The following is a 20,116-nucleotide window of genomic DNA, read 5'->3' as shown; positions in this document are numbered from 1 at the left end:
CCGGTGATATCAATGATTGAAGGTTCCTCCTGCCGGATCGTGGTTGACGGCGACGCCTGTCCCGTCAAGAAGGAAATCGCAGAAACTGCCCGTACATTCCATGTGCCGGTGCTGCTCGTTTCTTCCTATGATCATATGCAGCAGGCCGAGGAAGGCGTCGTGACGATTCAAGTGGACCGGAGCGACCAAAGCGCTGATCTCTATATTGCGAACCATATATCGAAAGGGGATATCGTGGTCACCCAGGACTATGGTTTGGCTGCGCTGGCGTTAGCGAAATCCTGCTATGTCATCTCGTTCCGCGGCCGGATATTCCGCAATTCCGATATCGATTTCATGCTGGATTCGCGCCACCATCAAGCCAAAGCAAGAAGGCAGGGGAAGTACGGCAAAGGACCGAAAAAGCTGCTTGACGAAGACCGGGTTTTTTTTCAACATAAACTGACAAAACTTTTGCTTGAATTGCAGGAGAATGTCCACCCGTAGCGAATACTATTTACGTGCCAAATGAGATGAAGGTGGTTTGGATGAGTACCGGACAAGGCAATATTCCGGATGATGTCATTGAGGCGGTGCTGGCCAAAAGCGATATCGTGGATACGGTCAGCAAATACGTGCATCTTACGAAACAGGGGAAGTATTTAAAGGGCCTGTGCCCTTTTCATTCGGAAAAGACCCCATCCTTTACGGTTACACCGGAACGCCAAATCTTCTACTGCTATGGCTGCGGCAAGGGCGGTAACGCCATTAAATTCAGAATGGAAATCGAAGGATTTTCCTTCCCCGAAGCCGTAAGAACCATGGCCGAAGAGAACGATATCTCGTTACCGGAAGGTCAAGGGGTTCCCGTAATTCCTCGCAATCCGGAGAAAGAACGTTTACTTGAAGCTTATGAGCTGAGCGCCAAGCTGTATCATTTTCTGCTGAAGAATACGGAGCATGGCACCGAGGCGATGAAGTACTTACGGTCCCGCGGCATGAGCGACAAGATGATCGATCAGTTTCAGATCGGCTATGCGCCGGATCGCTGGGATACGCTGGTTCAATTTCTTACCAAGCGGTCATTTGACCTGAAAGAGATGGAGAAGGGCGGTTTGTTGTCCGCAAGACATGAACAGGAAGGCTATCTCGACCGGTTTCGGGGACGTATCATGTTTCCGATCCATGACCGCAGCGGCAAAGTGATTGCGTTCGCCGGAAGGATCCTCGGGGATGGTCAGCCGAAGTACTTGAATTCCCCGGAAACTCTTTTGTTTAACAAAAGCCGTACGTTGTACAACCTGCACCAGGCGAAGACATCCATACGCAAATTGCGTCAGATCCTATTATTCGAAGGTTACGGTGATGTGATCTCGTCTTGGGAGGCTGGACTTCAGAACGGCGTGGCAACGATGGGCACGTCCCTTACGGAAAATCAAGTAGCGATTATGAAATCCATGGCCGAAGAGGTTGTTGTCATCTATGACGGCGACAGGGCCGGTATGGCAGCCGCGATGAAGGTCATCCCGATGCTGGAGGGCGCCGGACTTCGGGTGAAGATTGCGCTTGTCAGCGAAGGCCTGGATCCGGATGAATACATCCGCAAATTCGGTGCCGAGCGATTCAGGCATGTAGTGGAAACAGCTGTTTCAACCACAAAATTTAAACTTATATATCTGAAGAAAAACCATATACTGCTAGAAGAAGATGGCAAGATCGCGTATACGAAAGAAGCGCTGCCGATTATCGCCGCACTTCATTCCTCAACCGAGCGGGAAGTATATTTGAGGGAATTATCCTCGGAGCTGAACCTTTCCTACGAGAGCCTTAAGCAGGATTGCAATTTGCTCAGGCAGTCCATGCAAAAAAAGAGGGGCGATGGGGATAATAAGGAAAAAAGGTGGAATAATGGTAGGCATATTAACGGGCGTCAGCCCGCCCCGGCGCTGCTGCCTGCCTATCATGCGGCTGAACGGCGGCTGCTGTCGCTGATGCTGCAGGATGCGGAAGCCGCGCGATACGTAGGCGAACGGCTGGGAGAAGCGTTTAATATCGAAGATCATGCGGCGATAGCTGTTTATCTATATGCTTATTATGCACAAGGCAAATCTCCGGATATTAGCCGTTTCATGTCATCTCTCCATGATGATCGTCTGGAAAAGACCGTCAGCTCCATTATGATGATGGAGGCACCCGCGGAGTGGAATGTTCAAGTGCTTGACGACTGCATCCGGGAGGTACTGAAATATCCGCAGCAGCGAGAGATCGAGCAGAAGAAGGAAGAAATGATGAAAGCAGAGCGCTCGGGAGATTTTTTGCGGGCCGCACAAATTGCAAGTGAGATTATCGCCCTAGAAAGACAATGATGTCCGCACATTGCTGCTTCTAGGGAGGAGGGAGTCGAAAAATGGCGAATGATCAGCATACTGAACTAGAAACGGAATTTACGCTGGATCAAGTCAAAGATCAATTGATTGAGCAGGGTAAAAAGAGATCCGTATTAAGCTATAAAGATATTATGGAGAAACTGTCGCCATTCGATCAGGATACGGAGCAGATGGAGGAGTTCTACGAGCAGCTTGCCGACCTCGGCATCGATGTGGTGAACGAAAGCGACGATGAGGTCAGCCACCGGGCATCGGAAGATCACGAATCCCATGACAATGAGGATTTCGGCTTCGATGACGATTTGTCGCTGCCGCCGGGCATCAAAATCAACGATCCGGTGAGAATGTATTTGAAAGAAATCGGACGTGTACCGCTCTTGTCCGCGGACGACGAGATTGAGCTTGCGAACCGGATCGAGCAAGGGGATGAGGAGGCCAAGCGCCGTCTGGCCGAGGCGAATCTGCGGCTGGTTGTCAGCATCGCGAAGCGGTATGTCGGTCGCGGCATGCTGTTCTTGGATCTGATCCAGGAAGGCAATATGGGCCTTATTAAAGCGGTGGAGAAGTTCGATTACAAAAAAGGCTTTAAATTCAGTACGTATGCCACATGGTGGATCCGGCAGGCCATTACGCGCGCGATTGCCGACCAAGCCCGTACGATCCGGATTCCGGTGCATATGGTTGAGACGATCAATAAGCTGATCCGTGTATCCAGACAGCTGCTGCAGGAGCTGGGTCGCGAGCCATCGCCGGAAGAAATCGCGGCAGAGATGGAGCTTAGCGTGGAGAAGGTTCGGGAAATTATGAAGATCGCCCAGGAACCGGTGTCCTTGGAAACGCCGATCGGCGAAGAGGACGATTCCCATCTCGGCGATTTTATCGAGGATCAGGAGGCTCTCGCTCCAGCTGATGCCGCAGCATACGAGCTTCTTAAGGAACAGCTTGAAGACGTGCTCGATACGCTGACGGAGCGGGAAGAGAACGTGCTTCGTCTCCGGTTCGGCCTTGACGACGGGCGCACAAGAACGCTTGAAGAAGTAGGCAAAGTGTTCGGCGTTACGCGTGAACGGATCCGGCAGATTGAGGCCAAGGCGCTTCGGAAGCTTCGTCATCCGAGCCGCAGCAAGCGGCTGAAGGATTTTCTCGAATAGAGTGATCAAGGGACCTTCTGCATTTTCCGGCAGCAAGGTCTTTTTTTTCTGAGATGAAGGTACGCTGCTTACAAGCTCTGGGCAATTGGATATTAGAGTTCCATCGCAATGCGGTCTGCCGCCGGAAGGCTTGTTTTCCTTGGTTCTGGAATTTCTGCCTGTATTTGTTGTATCGGTCTTTATTTTATCTCTTTTCCAAGATCAATGCAAATGATGGACGAGCCCTAAACCTGAGAATAGCATCACTTCCAAATGGCGATGGAATGAATGGATGGTCCCAATATCCAGAGTGGATTTGCAGTTTATCATGCGGTCTGTTACGTTAAAATGTAGTGTCGCATGCAACTATAATGGATGTAGGAGTGTCATCGTGAAATTATCAAAAAGGTTACAGCTAATCCTGGACCAAATCCCCCAAGGCAGCCGGCTGGCCGATATAGGGTCTGACCATGCGCTGCTGCCGGTTGCAGCCGTAGAATGCGGCGCAGCCGTCCAAGCGATTGCAGGCGAAGTGAATCAGGGCCCGTTCGAGGCTGCCGCAAAGCAGGTGAAGGAATCCGGGATGGAGGACTGCATTCAGGTCCGGAGAGGAGACGGTCTTGAAGTTCTGTCCGCAGGCGAAGCGGATGTCATTACGATTGCAGGCATGGGCGGGAGTCTAATCGCTGCGATTCTGGATCGGGGCATCGGCAAGCTTGAAGGGGTGCGCCGGCTCGTATTGCAGCCGAACGTCGGTGAGGATATTTTGCGCAAATGGCTGCTTGCCCATGAGTGGGTGCTGATCGACGAGTTTATTCTGGAGGAAGACGGAAAGATTTATGAGGTGCTTGTGGCCGAGCCCGAGCGACCAGGGGGCCCCGTGACGAATGAGGAAATATACTCGCAGCGGGCCATTGCCGGAAAGGTATCCCTATCCGCCGAATGGCTGCTGCGCATGGGGCCGTGGTTAATCCGGGATGCAGGCACCGTGTTCCATGATAAATGGAAATCGGAGATCGGGAAGATGAATCAAATTCTGAAGTCGCTGTCGCGCTCGGATCAGGATACGGCTAAAGGCAAGGCGGCGGAGATTCGGGCGGATATCGAGTTTATCGAGGAGGTGCTGGCATGCTTGCCAAAGGACAAACCGTAATACAATATATGGAGCAGCTTGCTCCGAAGCATGTGGCTGAGCCGGAGGACCGGATCGGACTTCAGCTCGGTACCCTTCAGAAGGAAATCCGTACAGTGCTGGTTGCGCTGGATGTCAATGATGAAGTGGTTGACGAGGCGATTCGCCTTGGAGCCGATTTGATTATTGCCCATCACGCCATTATCTACCGGCCGCTGAAGCAGCTTCAGACCGACACGCCGATGGGCAAGGTGTACGAGAAGCTGATCAAGCATGATATTGCCGTCTACGTCAGCCATACGAATCTTGACGTAACCGAAGGTGGGATGAACGACTGGATGGCCGAAGCGCTCGGAATCGAGAATACTTCGCCGATTCATGATCTGCATAATGAGCAGCTGTCCAAGCTGGTAGTATTCGTGCCGAAGAGCCATCACGAGGAAGTGCTGAACGCCGTGCTGGACGCCGGTGCGGGCTGGATCGGAAACTACAGCCATTGTAGCTTTAACATTGAAGGATTCGGTACGTTTATCCCGAGAGAAGGAAGCAACCCGTATCAAGGCAAAGCCGGCAAGATGGAACGGGCCGAGGAAGTGCGGATCGAGACGATCGTGCCGCATACGATCCGGAACAAAGTCATCCAGGCGATGCTTAAGGCCCATCCGTACGAGGAAGTTGCCTACGATCTGTATTCCATGGATCTTAAGGGACGGTCGCTGGGACTCGGACGGGTCGGCAAGCTGAAGGAGCCGCTGACGCTGGCGGAGATGGCTGAAGTCGTCAAGGAGAAGCTGGACGTTCCGAACGTCCGGGTCGTGGGCGATCTGAACCGGACGCTCCGCAAGGCGGCGGTCATCGGAGGCTCCGGGGGGCGCTTCTATCCCCAGGCGTTGTTCCGGGGCGCCGATGTGCTCGTAACGGGGGACATTGATTACCATACGGCACAGGACGCGCTTGCCGCCGGCCTAACCCTAATTGATCCAGGACATAATGCCGAGAAAATCATGAAGGGCAAGGTCGCCGAATGGATGCAGCAGAAGCTGCAGGAGAACAAGTATGATACCAAGGTCGTCGCTTCGTCGGTCAACACGGAGCCGTTTCAATTTATGTAAGCTTAGGTTTATCGGCCGTTATCAAGGTAGGAGATGGCACAAGGCGGGCGGCTGATATTTAGGCATGATCATGACGGCTGCTCTGGTAATTTCATCATCGACTGCTAATGTTTTAAGGGTTGTGCATGGACATAAATCAAGATATAATATGTAATGTTGTCCGGAAAGTTTGACAGACAATCGCTGGCGGCGAAAAGCCGCGAGAGGAAAGTCCGGGCTCCATAGGGCAGGGTGCTGGATAACGTCCAGTCAGCGCGAGCTGAAGGATAGTGCCACAGAAATGGACCGCCGATGGCTGTGGATTCACAGCACAGGCAAGGGTGGAACCGAGGTGTAAGAGACCCCGAGGAACGCTGGTGACTTCGTTCCTGGTAAACCCCACCTGGAGCAAGACCTAATGGGACGCGAGTCTCCCTTGAGGAGACAGCCTTTGCCCGAGGCGCGTCTGGGTTGGTCGCTTGAGCCGTTTAGTAATAATCGGCCTAGATAGATGATTGTCGCTTATAGTGGCAGGGTAGTTCCCGAGATGACCACGAAGAGCACAGAACCCGGCTTACGGAAAACTTTCCAAACTGAACAACCGTTATTTTCATATGTAAACCAACCGTATAAACGCGCATAATCTTTCGCTTCCCTTCGGGACGCAGAGAGCATGCGCGTTTTTTCATGTTCGGGATATTTTTTTCGATAACATTTGCCTGTAAAGGACAGTCGTCCATACCATAATGTCCTTCTGTTAATAAGCTATAATCATCAACGGAAAGGAGATGCGAAAAATTATGTCATGTCATCACCATGGACCATGTCCTGAAGTTTCGCCAATCGTATGCGACCCGATCGTCATCGTAAGAGATCATTATGTTCCGCAAATTGTCCCTGTCATCCATCCGATTAAAGTGGTGGACAAAATTCATTGCTGCCCTGTCGAGAAGCATATTTATACGTATTCGCAGGAAGTTGAGGACGGCGTTTACGGCGGCGGTGCCGGTGTCAGAAACGTTGCCGTTTCCGGCAAGTCGTCCAAGAAGCGCTCCGAACGCGCCCGCTCTCGCCGCAAGAGATAACCTCATCCCGCGCCTTGGAGAGCTGTCTAACTACTGACTGAGCAGTTCACCTGCCGTATATAAGAAATTGACCCGCAAGGAATGGCCGCTAACAGACGCTTCGACCAACCCCTGCGGGTCCTTTATATCAGGTGCAGACAGCTTATTTCTTCGTTCCGCCGAGCTTCCGAAGCTCGTCTTCGAGATGGCGGAGCGCCTGGCTCGGCCACATTTGGAGCGGGACCTCGGAATTGCCGACTGCCTTTAGCGATTGGAAAATATCGATCTGGCCATGACCGTAATATTTGTCCTTTCCTTTATCCCCCAGATCAACGGCATGGTTGATCATGAGGTCCATGACCTCCTGGTTGGTCAGCTCGGGGTTCAGGGAACGGATTAGGCCCGCCATGGCAGCCGCATGCGGACTGGCCATCGAAGTTCCCGAGAGCGCGGCGTACTGATTGCCCGGAAAGGTGCTGGCGATATTCGTGCCGGGAGCCGATACGTCGATGTAATCGCCGTAGTTCGAATATTCGGCACGCTTTTGGTCTGCATCGATGGCAGCAACGGCCAGCACCTCCGGATAAGCGGCCGGGTAGCCTGGACGCTCGGTATTGTCGTTGCCGGAGGCGGCTACAAGCACAACGTCACGATCATAGGCGTATTTTACAGCATCGTGCAGAAATTGCGAATCGGCATAATTGCCGAGGCTCATATTAATGACCTTGGCCCCGTGGTCGGTTGCCCATATAATGCCTTCGGCGACGGCATAGGTTGTACCTGAACCTGTGCCGTCAAGTGCTTTGACCGGCATGATCTTATTGTACCAGCTGACGCCGGCAACGCCCTCGCCGTTGTTGACAAGTGCGGCGATAATACCGGCTACATGCGTTCCGTGACCGACATCGTCCTGAGGCTTCGCCTCCTTGTCCACGATGTTGTAGCCTTCGACCAGCTGTCCGTCCAGATCGGTATGGGCCAGATCTACGCCGGTGTCGATCACCGCGATGATCACATCCTCGCTCCCTTTGGATATATCCCAGCCGCGGTTCGTCTCGATGACCGGCAGATTCCATTGATACTCAGAGAAGAGCAGATCATTCGGGATGTTAACCTGACCGTCGGGACCTTCGGGCATGGACTCCGAGGCTGCGCCGGATTTAGCCTGCCGGTCATTGGTTAAATAAATATAGTGGGGCTCGGTGTAGTTAATGCTCCACCGTCTTTCGAAATAGCTACGGAGTCTGTTGTAGTCCATCTGTTTGGAACGAAATACATAGGCATAGCCAAGTTTGCGGGAGGATTCGGCAGAGATATCACGCTCGATGAGGCTGAGGTCCTCCTTTGTCGGTTCAGACTTAAACGACACCACGATTTCGTTCTCGTAATAATGGCTGGCCTTTTCGTTGTCATGCCCAGTCTTGACGGTAATGTCCGATAACGTATCCGCGTGAATCGATTCGACCTTGAATTTCCCCTCCTTCGGATAGGGAATCATGCGAAGATTTCGCTTTTGGTGGTTGGACACCTCATGCAGCACCGCTTGATTCACCAGGGCTGCGGCGCCATGCTTGCCGTCCTTGGAGGGCTCGGCCACAACGAAGTAAGGCTTCCCGGCCGCGTAGAATTTCGGGGAATCGTAAGGCTTACCCTGCTTTAGCTTCTGCAGCGCCATCTGGAAATGGTGGGCGATCAAAGCTTTATCCTTTTTACTCATAGGCGGCAGCTTTCCGTTAATTTCCGTGCTTTGGTTGTTCCGGAGCTGATACCATCTAACCTGCTCGAAATGTTGATGGGATTTTTGCTCCTTGAGGGCATAGGATTTCACTTGCCCGGCGTTGCGCAGTTTATCGTTGTTCAGCATCGCCCGCAAATGCCCCTTCGCATCAACCCGGTTCAATCGGTCGGTTGATTCGATATCGCTGAGCAGGGTCATATGCTTCGCTTTATGCTCGACCTGAGGCTTCAGCGGCTGTGGGGGCTGTGCGGTCTGGCCGGGCTCCTTGGAGCCTGGAATGAACAGGAGCACCAGAAGCACTCCCAGAACCGACCCTGCAGCGATCCAAGTCCACAGTTGACGTGATTTCACATGTATTCCTCCTCACCGCCTAAGACGGATTTGATATGGTTAGCGTGGGAAATGGGCACCTATTTTATTCGCGATGAGGGGCTTGTGAAAAGTGGAAGAACTTGCGCAAAGGGGCGCACCATAAATATCCTTGTAAGTGCATTCAGAAGGGATTTCGCTCTCTCCAAATTTGTGTTAGGATAGTACATATTAGTACGACCGTTAGCGTCCAAGGTTATTAGCCTGGCGGTCACACCATTAAGGGGGATCTATCGTAATGCCAGCAGACAATCTTCAGAAATTATGTTCGGAGTCCAGAGACAAGTTGAAATCTGCTATTTCGATTATGGAAGCGTTTTTGAACGAGTATGCTTTACCGCAGCTGGTCGAGGAACGCGATGAAGAGACCGTACATTTTTATAAGGGATTTCTGTCCGATGTTCGTCATCTGCTCGTATTTTCAGAAGTTTCGTATGAGAAGCTTGGCGTTGTGCAGCGTCGCCCTAATTTTGATGCCGATTTTGCCGAGAAGGCTTTGTATAATGTGTACCACCGCTGCGTAAACAGCTTTTTTTATCCGGTCAACGAAAGCTACTCCGAAGACGGCCGTTATGCCTACACCGGTCAGGACGCGATTCGTTTCCGGAAGAAGCCGGTGCGCCCGGCACGCGACGTTATTATGAACATTACGAAGATCTACGAAGAGCTCCGTGACGATCTGGCTTATTACGAGAGTGATTATTTGACGGAGCGCCGGATGCATTCCGAGAAGAGCCACGCCTAAACATAAGATGCTGCAAGCCTGAACGCCATTCCTTGGTTGATGAAGCATCCTTAACCTGACAAAGAGCTGCCCCTATGTAGTTTTTCTACAGCGGGGGACGGCTCTTTTTTGACCCTTCAGATCAAGCATTGAAGCTGATCTTGCTTCGTAATTTTGGACTTCGTCCGCGGGTAAATTCGCGATGAAATGAATACCTTGACGAAAACCGAGGCTCCTTCGTCCTGACACCAACTGACAGTCGTAACGGTGCATACCGCCGCTGAACTCAGGAAAAAATGTTGACGAGGTGATGCTAAATGGCCAACGAAGCCAAACCATTAGTGAAATGCAGTGTAAGCAATTGTCATTATTGGGGAGAACAAAACGTGTGCAAAGCCGAAATGATCATGATCGAAATTGACCGCCATGCTCACATGAAGCTGAATGAGGAATACGGGGCAGAGGCGTATACGAATGACCACCAGGATGTTGCGAACAAATCCTCCGAAACCTGCTGCTTGACCTTCAAGCCTCGGGCATAATGCTTCGGGACTACTGCAGGAATGATCTATGGTCTCATCCTTAAAATTTGGCAGCTGTCCGCTCTTTAAGATTATTCAATCAGGAGGTGTATGCTTTGGATAAGAAACAGGGACGAAACAAGATGAAAGTGGTCAATGGAAAACGAAGCCGCGTAGATTTTCCGCGCAAGGATCACCGGGAGGAATATGCGGCTGAGGTTGCCCCTCCAAGCGACGTTACCGTCAAGCGCACCGATGATGCCGGCAGGGAGGCGACTGCCGGCCGGACCGCCGGATATGTCGGGCTCGGGATCGGCATCCTTTCCTTGTTCATGTGGTCTGTTATTTTGGGGCCGATTGCGGCTGTAGTCGGTTACTACGCTTACAATAAAGGAAGCAGAACGACCGGCGCATGGTCGATCGGTCTTGGCATTCTGGCAACGATCAGTTATTTTATTCTGATTCCGTTCGCCAGATAAATCTTAGGCCGCTTAAACAGGAGCAACACTGGGCGAATCCATCCGGGAAACAAGGGGATTCGTCTTTTTTTGTCGAATAGGCCTAGCAGATTGTTCCAAAGCCATGGTAGAATAGGACCAGAACATTGAATTTTACGGAGGAAAGTGAGTTAGAACCATGCAAATTGATCCGATTCTCTGGTCGCAGAGCGCGACCAATGTGCAGCGGATGCACACCGGCTCGGGGGAGGCCGTGTCAGGGTTTAGCGATGTGCTGAGCCAGCTGTTGACGGAGGAGCCGACAACCGTGCCGCAAGGCCGAACGATAAGCGCGCTGCCGCCCGGCGTGACTTGGGAGGACGGTTTGCTGTGGCAGCAGCTCGGGCCTGTCAGCGAAAAGTACGCGGATATTGGGACTCAGGATTATTCAATCGAGGATACGGGATCTACCGTCAAGACAAGCTTTGAGGATTTAATCGCCGCGGCAGGGGAACGCTATGGTGTACCGGTCTCATTGATCAAAGCCGTGATTGACGCGGAGTCCTCCTTCAATCCCGATGCGGTTTCATCGGCCGGCGCCAAAGGATTGATGCAGCTTATGGACGGTACCGCACGGGGCCTTGGTGTAAGCAATCCGTTCGACCCGGCGCAAAATATTGAGGGCGGCACGAAGTATTTGGCCAATCTGCTTCAGCGTTTCGGCGGGGAGCTGGCGATGGTGCTGGCCGCCTACAATGCGGGTCCAACCCGAATTGCGGGGCTTGGCGTTTCGAGCGACGAGGAGCTCATGTCCATGCTTCATGTCCTCCCGAAAGAGACCCAGGCCTACATCGGCAAAGTAATGAATGCACGCACGAAGTATATGGCGTAACGAAGATGGAATCATCACGCTCGCTCGCTTGAGGATCAAACGGTAAGCTTAAGGATGTCCGATTCATGGACGGCGGCTTTACCGTTTGATCTTTTTGTGTAAATATAAAAGTCTGGGTTACAATGAATTGCCGTTAGTGGGTATGGAAAGGGGATATGACCTTGATATATTGGGATCACGCCGCTACGACGCCTCCATTGGAGCAGGTGGTGGATACGATGTCCGAGATTATGAAGATGCATTACGCGAACCCGTCAGCCCTTCATCGCTCAGGCGAGGCCGCCGGGAAGCTTCTGAAGCGCGCAAGAGAGGTGTGTGCGGCCGCGCTGCAGGTGCAGCCCGGTGAGATCGTCCTGACTTCGGGGGCAACGGAAAGCAACAATATGGCGATTAAGGGTGCAGCGATGAAGTATCGCAGCAGAGGACAGCATATCATTACGACCGGAACCGAGCATCCCTCCGTATACGAATGCTGCAAGCAGCTCGAATCTCTGGGCTGGGAGGTTACCTATCTGCCGGTGGATGCGGAGGGCATTGTCGATCTGGCTGCGCTGGCGGCAGCCATACGGAAAGATACGGTGCTTGTAAGCATCATGCATGTCAACAACGAAATGGGAGCCATCTCCCCGCTTGCCGATATCGGCCGGATCGTGAAGGAGCGGAATCCGCGAACAATGCTGCATGTGGACGGCGTTCAAGGCTTCGGAAAGCTCCCGGTTGAGCTGTCCGCATGGCAGGCTGACCTGTACAGCTTGTCCGCACATAAATTCAACGGTCCAAGAGGAATGGGCCTGCTGTACGTAAAACAGGGTGTACAGCTGTTTCCGATTCTGTCGGGCGGATCGCAAGAAAGCGGCCACCGGGCCGGTACCGAAAATGTTGCCGGTGCCGTCGCGATGTCCAAGGCGATGCGACTTGCACAGGAGGGCCAGCCTGAATTGCATGCCCGCTTGACCGAAATCAGGGATATCCTGCTTCGCGAAATTCGCCAAATCCCGGGACTGGAGCTGAACAGCAGCGAACGGAGCGCGCCGCATATCGTTCATTTCTCCTGTCCGGGATTGAAGCCGGAAGTAATGGTGCATGCCTTGGAAGAGCTCGGGATGCTCGTGTCGACCAAGTCGGCATGCTCCTCCAAATTAAGCGAGCCGAGCCGGGTGCTGCTCGCCATGGGCAAGGATGCGGCCCATGCATCCTCGGGTATCCGCATCAGCCTCGGCAAGGAGCATCAGCCTGAGGATGCGGCTTCTTTGGCGCAGGCGCTCCGCGTGGTGTGCGGCAAGCTGCGCCCGATTATGGAAAGAGAGGGACAACGAGAATGACATACGATATGCTGCTGCTTCGCTTCGGCGAATTTACGTTAAAAGGAAAAAACCGCAGCCGGTTCGAGAGATCGGTGCATAACCATATCAAGAGCGTGCTGCGGCCGTTTCCCAAGGCGAACATCATAAAGGAATACGGCAGGTTGTACGTGGAACTGAACGGGGAGTCCCCAGAGGCGCTTGCCGGAGCGCTTAAGAAGGTATTCGGCCTCGTATCGATCAGCCCCGTCCGAGTATGCCCCTCCGAGCTGGACAGCATTATCAAGACCGCTGTTGAATTTGTAGGGCAGAAGGTATTGACGAAGGAGACAACCTTTAAAGTGACCGCCAGACGGGTGTGGAAGCCATTCCCCCACTCCTCCCAGGAGATGAATCATCTGGTCGGCTCCCCGCTGCTGCGGGCCTACCCTCAGTTGAAGGTTCAGGTCAAGAATCCGGAGATCGAGCTACGGATTGAGATTCGGCAAGAAAGAACCTATCTGTTCTATGAGGTGATCCCGGGTGTCGGCGGATTTCCGCTCGGAACGAACGGCAAAGCGATGCTGCTCTTGTCCGGCGGAATCGACAGTCCGGTGGCCGGTTGGGAGGCGATGCGCCGAGGGCTTGAAATTCAGTGCGTTCATTTTTACAGCTACCCTTACACAAGCCAACTCGCCAAGGAGAAAGTCATGGAATTGACCAGGATTTTATCAGGGTATGCCGGCAGGCTGAAGCTCCATCTCGTTCCGTTTACGGATGTGCAGACGTCCTTCGTCGGGATCGGGCAGGATAATCTGATCATCACCCTCATGCGCAGGGCCATGCTGAGAATAGCGACCACCCTTGCAGAGAAGGAGGGGGCGCTTGCGATTGTTACCGGGGACAGCCTGGGCCAGGTAGCGAGCCAGACGCTGGCGAGCATGAACGTCATCGGCCGGGCGACCGACCTGCCGATTCTGCGTCCGCTTGTTACATCCGATAAGAACGAGATTATTCGGACGGCGATTGATATCGGCACATATGAAACGTCCATTCTTCCTTATGAGGACTGCTGTACGCTGTTTGTTCCCAAATCCCCGACAACCAATCCGAACCTGCATGTCGTGGAGAGAGTGGAGGCATCGTTAGAGCATCTGGCTGCAAGAATTGAGGCGGCCGTGGCCGGAACCGAGACGCTGATCATTAAACCTGACACGAACATCAGCGCCGGTTCTTCGAATGATGACGGGGCGGTTGTAAACGAGGACTGGTTCTAGGGCTGCAGGTGGTTTTGTGTTTCAGCAGCTCAGCTGTTGGCGTCAGCATGGTTATCATGGGGACCGCTGCGGGCTCCCGCCACATTTCGAAAAAAAGCAAGCGGCTAAGGCTTTCCTTGGCTGCTTGCTTTTTTTGACTTTGGAGGGTTTTTGGCCACCGTGGGTTTAAACTTCTGTAAGGTCGCCTCTTCTGCAACCGAAAACTAGGACATCGTTGACGATTGCCGTTGCTGCGACTTTTTCTTCAGATGGCCTGCCGTAAGCACTCCAACGATAATGAGGGCAATGAACAGATATTTGATGATCTGATGGCCTTCAAAATAAGCATGGAAGTGCTTCTCGTCGGTAATCATGGACGAAGCCGTGTAGGCGAGTACGGCCGAGCCGAGGTAAATAATCCATGGAAAACGATTGATCAGTTTAATAAAAAGGGTACTGCCCCATACCACGATCGGTACGCTGATCAACAGCCCGATCGTAACCAGCACCATATTGTGCTTGGAAGCGCCCGCTACAGCGATGACGTTGTCCAGACCCATGGCGGCATCCGCCACGATGATGGTGCGTATGGCAGAGCCCAGGCTTTTTCCTGCCTTAATATCGTTATGGTCGCTGTTATCATCGGTCAGCAGCTTGTACGCAATGCCGATCAAAAGAATGCCCCCGACCAGCAGGAGCCAAGGAATATTGAGCAGCCAGACAACGAGAATGGTGGCTATAATCCGGAGCACGACGGCTCCGCCCGTTCCGTATATGATCGCCTTCTTCTGGGTGGTCGGCGGAAGATTCCTTGCCGCGAGCCCAATGACGATGGCGTTGTCTCCGGCTAGAATGAGATCGAGAAAAACGATGTTGATTAGGGCCAGAAAAAATTCGGCGGTGGTTTCCATGAATGTCACTCCTCTTCGTATACGGTTCCACAATAACAGAAAGCCGATTCATTATATGCCTATTTTTCCGGTTGTGCAAGCATAGCCTGGCCACCTGACTCATATGTGTTAGAGTGGGGGTGTGACATGCATGGAGACGATGCTTCTGCTTGGACAAATTCTAATGATCAATCTGGTATTAAGCGGCGACAACGCACTGGTTATAGCCATGGCCAGCAAGGATCTTCCCGATAAACACCGCAAGCGGGCCGTATGGATCGGAACCGTTGCGGCTGTCCTGATGAGATGCGTGCTGACCCTGGCAGCGGTATTGCTGCTGAAGATCCCCTTTCTGCAGGCTGGAGGCGCCCTGCTCCTCGTTTGGATCGCTATCAAGCTGATGGCCCCTAAAACGGACGATGATGTTTCGATATCCGTTTCGCTTACGCTCTGGTCGGCAATCAATACGATCCTGGTAGCTGATTTTGTGATGAGCCTGGACAATGTGCTCGCGATTGCCGGTTTGGCTAACGGCGATTTGGCATTGATCGCGATCGGCATATTACTGAGTATTCCAATCGTGGTTTGGGGGAGCGGCCTGATTTCTTCGATGCTTCATAAGTTTCCGCTCCTGCTGTATATCGGGGCAGGGATATTGGCTTTTACCGCAGGGGAAATGCTGACGCAGGACGCGCGTGTCGGCTTGCTGCTCGCCTACTGGCTGCCGCACGGCCACAACCTGATCCCGATATTTCTTGCGGGCGCCGTCATCCTGATCGGCGGTATGCAGACAATGGGCAAGAGGCATAGAGCCTAGCGTTGGTGGATGTAAAGGTTGAATCGGCTTGCGAAAGCACGAATAACGATGGGTGATGGATCCGGTAATGGACCGTCATCCATTTTTTTGTTGAAAACCGCGAATCTGGTTAATATTTAAATGGAACAAGCTCGGGATATAGTTTTTTTTGTCGGTTTGGGCTAAAATTAACGTATCGAACGACTAATAAAACACGCTGATGTAATGAATGATACATACTGAAGAGAGGGTGATCAGATGTCCTCAAGAAAAGATTTGGCGCTGGGCTTGTTCATCGTCGGGGCCGGAGTTGTCATATTCCTTGGAAAACTCGGCGTATTCGGCTTTCTAGGCCGAACGTTATGGCCGCTGATCGTGCTGCTGCCGGGCATATTTCTGCATTTGCTGTATTTCAGCCGCCGTGCGACGGCCGGCATTCTTATTCCAGGCGGGATCTTGACCGTATATGGTCTGCTGTTCCTGATCTGCAACTTTGCAGGATGGGGGCTCATGTCATCCTTGTGGCCGATCTTGATTTTGGGCGTAGGGGTCGGCTTGTTTGAATATTATTTGTTTGAAATTCCGCGGCCGGGAGGAGCGCTTCCGATTGCGCTCGGACTAACCGCGCTGTCTGTGCTTATCCTCTTCTTTACATGGCTGTCGTCTGCGGCACTCTACATTATCGCATTTTTGTTGATTGCTTCAGGCGTATGGATGATTGTCAGGCGGAATAGCTCGGGACGAAACAATAAGTGGAGTCGGGGATGGTAAGTATTATTGGAAGTTTTCTGAAAAGACTTGATTTCACCATTCGTTTCCCTATATTATTAGGAGTATGTTGAAGCGTCGGCATGTCGTCCGGCGCTTTCTTTGTGGCTCATTCGAACAGAAGGGATTTGAGATACATTTATGCAATCAAGAGATCAGATTCGCAACATTGCCATTATTGCACACGTTGACCATGGCAAAACAACACTTGTAGACCAGCTGCTGAAGCAATCCGGTATTTTCCGGGAGCATGAGACGCTGCAGGAGCGCGCGATGGACTCCAACGACCTGGAGCGCGAACGCGGGATTACCATCTTGGCCAAAAATACGGCTATCACGTATAAAGATTATCTGATCAATATTGTAGATACACCGGGACACGCCGATTTCGGCGGTGAAGTGGAACGGATCATGAAAATGGTTGACGGCGTTCTGCTCGTCGTCGATGCCTATGAAGGCTGCATGCCTCAAACCAAATTTGTGCTCGGCAAAGCGCTCGCACATAATTTGACGCCAATCGTCGTTGTTAACAAAATCGACCGTCCGGCCGCCCGTCCGGCTGAAGTTATCGATGAAGTGCTTGATCTGTTCATCGAGCTCGGCGCAAACGACGATCAACTCGATTTTCCGGTCGTTTATGCATCGGGCTTGAACGGAACCTCAAGCAAGGATCCGGACAAGCAGGATGACAATATGCTTGCCATGTACGAAACGATCATCGAGCACATTCCTTCCCCAACGGAGAAAGTGGACGAGCCGCTTCAGTTCCTCGTTACCTTGATGGATTACAACGAATACCTGGGCCGCATCGCGATTGGCCGCGTGAACCGCGGCATTATCAAGCAGGGACAATCCGTTACGGTCATCATGCGCGACGGATCAAGCAAGAATGCCCGGATCGAGAAGCTGTTCGGCTTCCAAGGCTTGAAGCGGATCGAGGTTTCGGAAGCCGGCGCAGGCGATATCGTTGCCATTGCCGGTATCAAGGATATCAACATCGGAGAGACGATCGCCGATCCTCAGCATCCGGAGGCACTGCCGGTGCTGAAAATCGATGAACCGACACTCCAAATGACATTCCTCGTGAACAACAGTCCTTTCGCCGGACGTGAAGGCAAATGGGTAACGTCCCGCAAGCTGCGCGACCGGCTGTTCAAAGAGCTTGAGACTGACGTCAGCTTGAGAGTGGAAGAAACCGACAGCCCGGATGCATATATCGTCTCCGGACGCGGTGAGCTCCATCTTGGCATCTTGATCGAGAACATGCGCCGTGAAGGCTACGAGCTTCAAGTATCCAAGCCGGAAGTTATCGTCCGCGAAATCGACGGCGTCAAAATGGAGCCGATCGAACGCTTGATGATCGACGTGCCGGAAGAAAGCATGGGCGCGGTCATGGAAAGCCTTGGAACACGCAAGGCAGAAATGGTGAATATGGTGAACAGCGGCAACGGACAGGTTCGATTGGAATTCCTGATCCCGGCCCGCGGATTGATTGGATACCGCACCCATTTCTTGACGCTGACTCGCGGCTACGGCGTGATGAACCACGCATTTGACAGCTACGGCCCGCTAGTGGGCGGCCAGGTCGGCGGACGCCACCAAGGCGTGCTCGTATCGACGGAGAACGGAACGTCGACCTTCTACGGCATGCTGTCTGTAGAAGATCGCGGAACACTGTTCCTTGAGCCGGGTACTGAAATTTATGAGGGCATGATCGTCGGGGAGCATACCCGTGACAATGACATCGTCGTTAACATCTGTAAGGAAAAGCAGCTGACGAACGTCCGCTCCGCAACGAAGGACGACACGGTGAAGCTGAAGACGCCTCGCATCTTCTCTTTGGAGCAGGCGCTCGAATATCTGAATGATGACGAATATTGCGAAATTACGCCGAAGTCTGTGCGTCTGCGGAAGAAGATCTTGAACAAGAGCGAACGCGAGCGTGCAGAAAAACATCGTAAAATGGCGCAAGCGAATCTATAATAGAGAATATGCTAAAGATTACTTGTCCTTAAAGGAGTGAGCCTGTCATGCAGGAATGGTTGGCCGCGCATCCGCTCATCTCGTATATTTTGATCTTTGTGATGATTACCTACGTGTACAACAAGGTGTTTCGGGTTAAACAGAAGCTCCCCTTGCTTAAGGAGATTCTGTTGTACTTCCTGATGCTGCTCGGATCGGCTATTCTGCTCGTGTTCCAAATCGATAAGCTGCCGATCATCCAATGTCTGCTTGTAGCGGTCGCCTTGATGTTCATGGTTCGGATACGCTATTTTGTGGAGGAACGCCAGAAGAAAAAGACGCAGGCGGAATCCAAATCGTAAAAAACGAGAGAACATTCGCGCGATTTTACGCTGATTTCGGCAACCTTTTGTCAGTCCCCGTCGTTTAATAAGAGAGAGAAGTAACCCATGGTCCGATGAATGCTCAGTCCTAAGGTCTGAGCATTCATCGGACATTCATCTAATTTGAATGAAATCAGGTGCAATGATATGAATTCTAATCATACCAATCTCCCTCCAAGATCAAAAAGCGGGGGGAAGGGCAAGAAAACCTCTGCTCCAAAGCGAAAAAAAAGCGGTGTAAAAACATTTTTTAAAACGATTCTGATTATTTTACTGATCGCAATCCTATCCGCCGCAGGCTATGCAGGATTTTTGTTCTTTAAAGGCAATGAAGTTATCGAGAAGAGCGGAATCGACAAGCCGGTGCCTCCAGGGCAATCCGCCAAGGAAAAGCCGATCACGATGCTGCTTCTCGGAACGGACTACCGTCCGAAAACCGGAACTTATTTGACGGATGTTGTCATGGTGGTTTCGATGCATCCCGATACGAATACGGCGACGCTGGTATCGCTCCCAAGGGATACGCTCATCGAGCTTGAAGGATATGTGCCGAACAAGCTGAACTCGTATTATCCGAAGTTCAAAGCTGCCTTCAACAAGGCCGAGAAGAAGCAGCCGGGCAGCGGAATTAAGCCTGAGGATGAGATGAAGGTCATGATGAGCAAATACATGGGAGTGAACATCGATTACGTCACCGTGATCGATTTCCAGGGCTTCCGTGATATTGTTGATACCTTTGGCGGCGTTGATGTCAACGTAAAATACAATATGTGCCACAGGGACTCCGCCGATGGCACGGATATCAACCTGAAGGCAGGCCCGCAGAAGCTGGACGGCGCTAAGGCGCTGGATTATGTACGCTACCGGAAATCGATGAACTGCAACCCGAAAACCAAGGAATCCAACGATTTCGACCGCAATGCCCGTCAGAGCGAGGTGCTCCACTCCTTGCTGGACCGCATGAAGTCTTTAGGCGGGGTTACCAAGGTCGGCAACGCGCTGGATGCGGTATCGGACAATATGATCACCGATCTGGAGCAGGATCAGATCCGCAACCTGATCGCAACGTATTATGATATTAAGAAGGATGACGTACGGTTTATGCCGGTGACCGGCGAATGGCGAAGCCCGAATGTGTATATCAGTTCGGCTGAGCTCGAGAAGGCGAAGCAAGCGCTGCAGGAGGAGCTGGCCGGCAATCATAAAGCCGGGACAGCAGGGGAAGAAGGTACAACTCCTGTCTCACCGTGACAATTGAAGGCAAGTTTTACCGTGTGATATAATACAATGTAACAGATGGAGATCATTGTACAGGAG

19 protein-coding genes and 1 other RNA gene are annotated in these 20,116 nt (G+C 52.2%); 18 read left to right on the top strand and 2 right to left on the bottom strand.

Annotated features, from left to right (window positions below; translation table 11 throughout):
- The first annotated feature begins 12 nt into the window (after positions 1-12).
- From NST44_RS26935 to NST44_RS26905, 7 genes are all read left to right on the top strand, one after another.
- Positions 13-486: a YaiI/YqxD family protein gene (locus NST44_RS26935; protein ID WP_210095278.1), complete on the top strand. Its 474-nt coding sequence runs from the start codon at positions 13-15 to the stop codon at positions 484-486.
- Between the two features lie 41 nt (positions 487-527).
- The gene (gene dnaG, locus NST44_RS26930) at positions 528-2,345 is read left to right on the top strand and encodes a DNA primase (RefSeq protein ID WP_007129423.1); all 1,818 of its coding nucleotides are present in this window, start codon (positions 528-530) and stop codon (positions 2,343-2,345) included.
- A 41-nt stretch (positions 2,346-2,386) separates the two neighbouring features.
- A complete protein-coding gene (gene rpoD, locus NST44_RS26925; RefSeq protein WP_007129424.1) occupies positions 2,387-3,517 on the top strand; it encodes an RNA polymerase sigma factor RpoD in 1,131 nt (376 codons plus the stop codon).
- A gap of 370 nt (positions 3,518-3,887) precedes the next feature.
- Positions 3,888-4,649 (top strand): tRNA (adenine(22)-N(1))-methyltransferase TrmK, encoded by a 762-nt coding sequence (locus NST44_RS26920; RefSeq protein WP_210095261.1) that lies wholly within the window; start codon positions 3,888-3,890, stop codon positions 4,647-4,649.
- Complete coding sequence (locus NST44_RS26915) at positions 4,625-5,740, top strand: Nif3-like dinuclear metal center hexameric protein (RefSeq protein WP_210095262.1); 1,116 nt, start codon at positions 4,625-4,627, stop codon at positions 5,738-5,740. Before NST44_RS26920 ends, NST44_RS26915 begins: the two co-directional genes overlap by 25 nt.
- A 164-nt stretch (positions 5,741-5,904) precedes the next feature.
- Positions 5,905-6,311: RNase P RNA component class A (rnpB, locus tag NST44_RS26910), an RNA gene on the top strand.
- A gap of 208 nt (positions 6,312-6,519) precedes the next feature.
- Positions 6,520-6,804 (top strand): hypothetical protein, encoded by a 285-nt coding sequence (locus NST44_RS26905; RefSeq protein ID WP_007129428.1) that lies wholly within the window; start codon positions 6,520-6,522, stop codon positions 6,802-6,804.
- 142 nt (positions 6,805-6,946) lie between these two features.
- Here NST44_RS26905 and NST44_RS26900 read toward each other — a convergent pair whose 3' ends face one another.
- Positions 6,947-8,872, bottom strand: coding sequence for a S8 family peptidase (locus NST44_RS26900; protein WP_340901086.1), 1,926 nt, complete (start codon positions 8,870-8,872; stop codon positions 6,947-6,949).
- Between the two features lie 256 nt (positions 8,873-9,128).
- Here NST44_RS26900 and NST44_RS26895 point away from each other — a divergent pair, with 256 nt between their 5' ends.
- The 6 genes from NST44_RS26895 (at position 9,129) to thiI (ending at position 14,021) form a co-directional block, all read left to right on the top strand.
- Positions 9,129-9,635, top strand: a complete 507-nt coding sequence (locus NST44_RS26895) for a YpuI family protein (protein WP_007129430.1) — start codon at positions 9,129-9,131, stop codon at positions 9,633-9,635.
- 296 nt (positions 9,636-9,931) lie between these two features.
- The gene (locus tag NST44_RS26890; protein ID WP_340901084.1) at positions 9,932-10,156 is read left to right on the top strand and encodes a DUF1540 domain-containing protein; all 225 of its coding nucleotides are present in this window, start codon (positions 9,932-9,934) and stop codon (positions 10,154-10,156) included.
- A gap of 95 nt (positions 10,157-10,251) precedes the next feature.
- The gene (locus NST44_RS26885; RefSeq protein ID WP_007129432.1) at positions 10,252-10,614 is read left to right on the top strand and encodes a hypothetical protein; all 363 of its coding nucleotides are present in this window, start codon (positions 10,252-10,254) and stop codon (positions 10,612-10,614) included.
- A gap of 157 nt (positions 10,615-10,771) precedes the next feature.
- Positions 10,772-11,464, top strand: a complete 693-nt coding sequence (locus NST44_RS26880) for a lytic transglycosylase domain-containing protein (RefSeq protein ID WP_340901083.1) — start codon at positions 10,772-10,774, stop codon at positions 11,462-11,464.
- A 161-nt stretch (positions 11,465-11,625) separates the two neighbouring features.
- Positions 11,626-12,786: a cysteine desulfurase family protein gene (locus tag NST44_RS26875; RefSeq protein WP_340901082.1), complete on the top strand. Its 1,161-nt coding sequence runs from the start codon at positions 11,626-11,628 to the stop codon at positions 12,784-12,786.
- The gene (gene thiI, locus NST44_RS26870; protein WP_340901080.1) at positions 12,783-14,021 is read left to right on the top strand and encodes a tRNA uracil 4-sulfurtransferase ThiI; all 1,239 of its coding nucleotides are present in this window, start codon (positions 12,783-12,785) and stop codon (positions 14,019-14,021) included. Before NST44_RS26875 ends, thiI begins: the two co-directional genes overlap by 4 nt.
- Before the next feature lie 203 nt (positions 14,022-14,224).
- On the opposite strand, the gene NST44_RS26865 is transcribed toward thiI, so the two are convergent.
- Positions 14,225-14,911 (bottom strand): TerC family protein, encoded by a 687-nt coding sequence (locus NST44_RS26865; RefSeq protein ID WP_007129436.1) that lies wholly within the window; start codon positions 14,909-14,911, stop codon positions 14,225-14,227.
- A gap of 130 nt (positions 14,912-15,041) precedes the next feature.
- Here NST44_RS26865 and NST44_RS26860 point away from each other — a divergent pair, with 130 nt between their 5' ends.
- The 5 genes from NST44_RS26860 (at position 15,042) to NST44_RS26840 (ending at position 20,050) form a co-directional block, all read left to right on the top strand.
- Positions 15,042-15,707 carry a TerC family protein gene (locus NST44_RS26860; protein ID WP_007129437.1) on the top strand — a complete coding sequence of 222 codons (666 nt, stop codon included), beginning with the start codon at positions 15,042-15,044 and terminating at the stop codon, positions 15,705-15,707.
- 237 nt (positions 15,708-15,944) lie between these two features.
- Complete coding sequence (locus NST44_RS26855; protein WP_340901079.1) at positions 15,945-16,457, top strand: hypothetical protein; 513 nt, start codon at positions 15,945-15,947, stop codon at positions 16,455-16,457.
- Positions 16,458-16,595: 138 nt separating this feature from the next.
- The gene (typA, locus tag NST44_RS26850; protein WP_007129439.1) at positions 16,596-18,437 is read left to right on the top strand and encodes a translational GTPase TypA; all 1,842 of its coding nucleotides are present in this window, start codon (positions 16,596-16,598) and stop codon (positions 18,435-18,437) included.
- Positions 18,438-18,484: 47 nt separating this feature from the next.
- Entirely contained in the window at positions 18,485-18,778 is a 294-nt protein-coding gene (locus NST44_RS26845; protein WP_007129440.1) for a YlaH-like family protein, read from the top strand.
- A gap of 168 nt (positions 18,779-18,946) precedes the next feature.
- On the top strand, positions 18,947-20,050 hold the full coding sequence (locus NST44_RS26840; RefSeq protein ID WP_007129441.1) for an LCP family protein: 1,104 nt from the start codon (positions 18,947-18,949) through the stop codon (positions 20,048-20,050).
- The last annotated feature ends 66 nt before the right edge of the window (positions 20,051-20,116 follow it).

Origin of the sequence: Paenibacillus sp. FSL W8-0919, assembly GCF_038003785.1 — a bacterium.
GTDB lineage: Bacteria > Bacillota > Bacilli > Paenibacillales > Paenibacillaceae > Paenibacillus_AQ > Paenibacillus_AQ lactis.
This window is presented reverse-complemented; position numbering and strand designations above follow the sequence as displayed.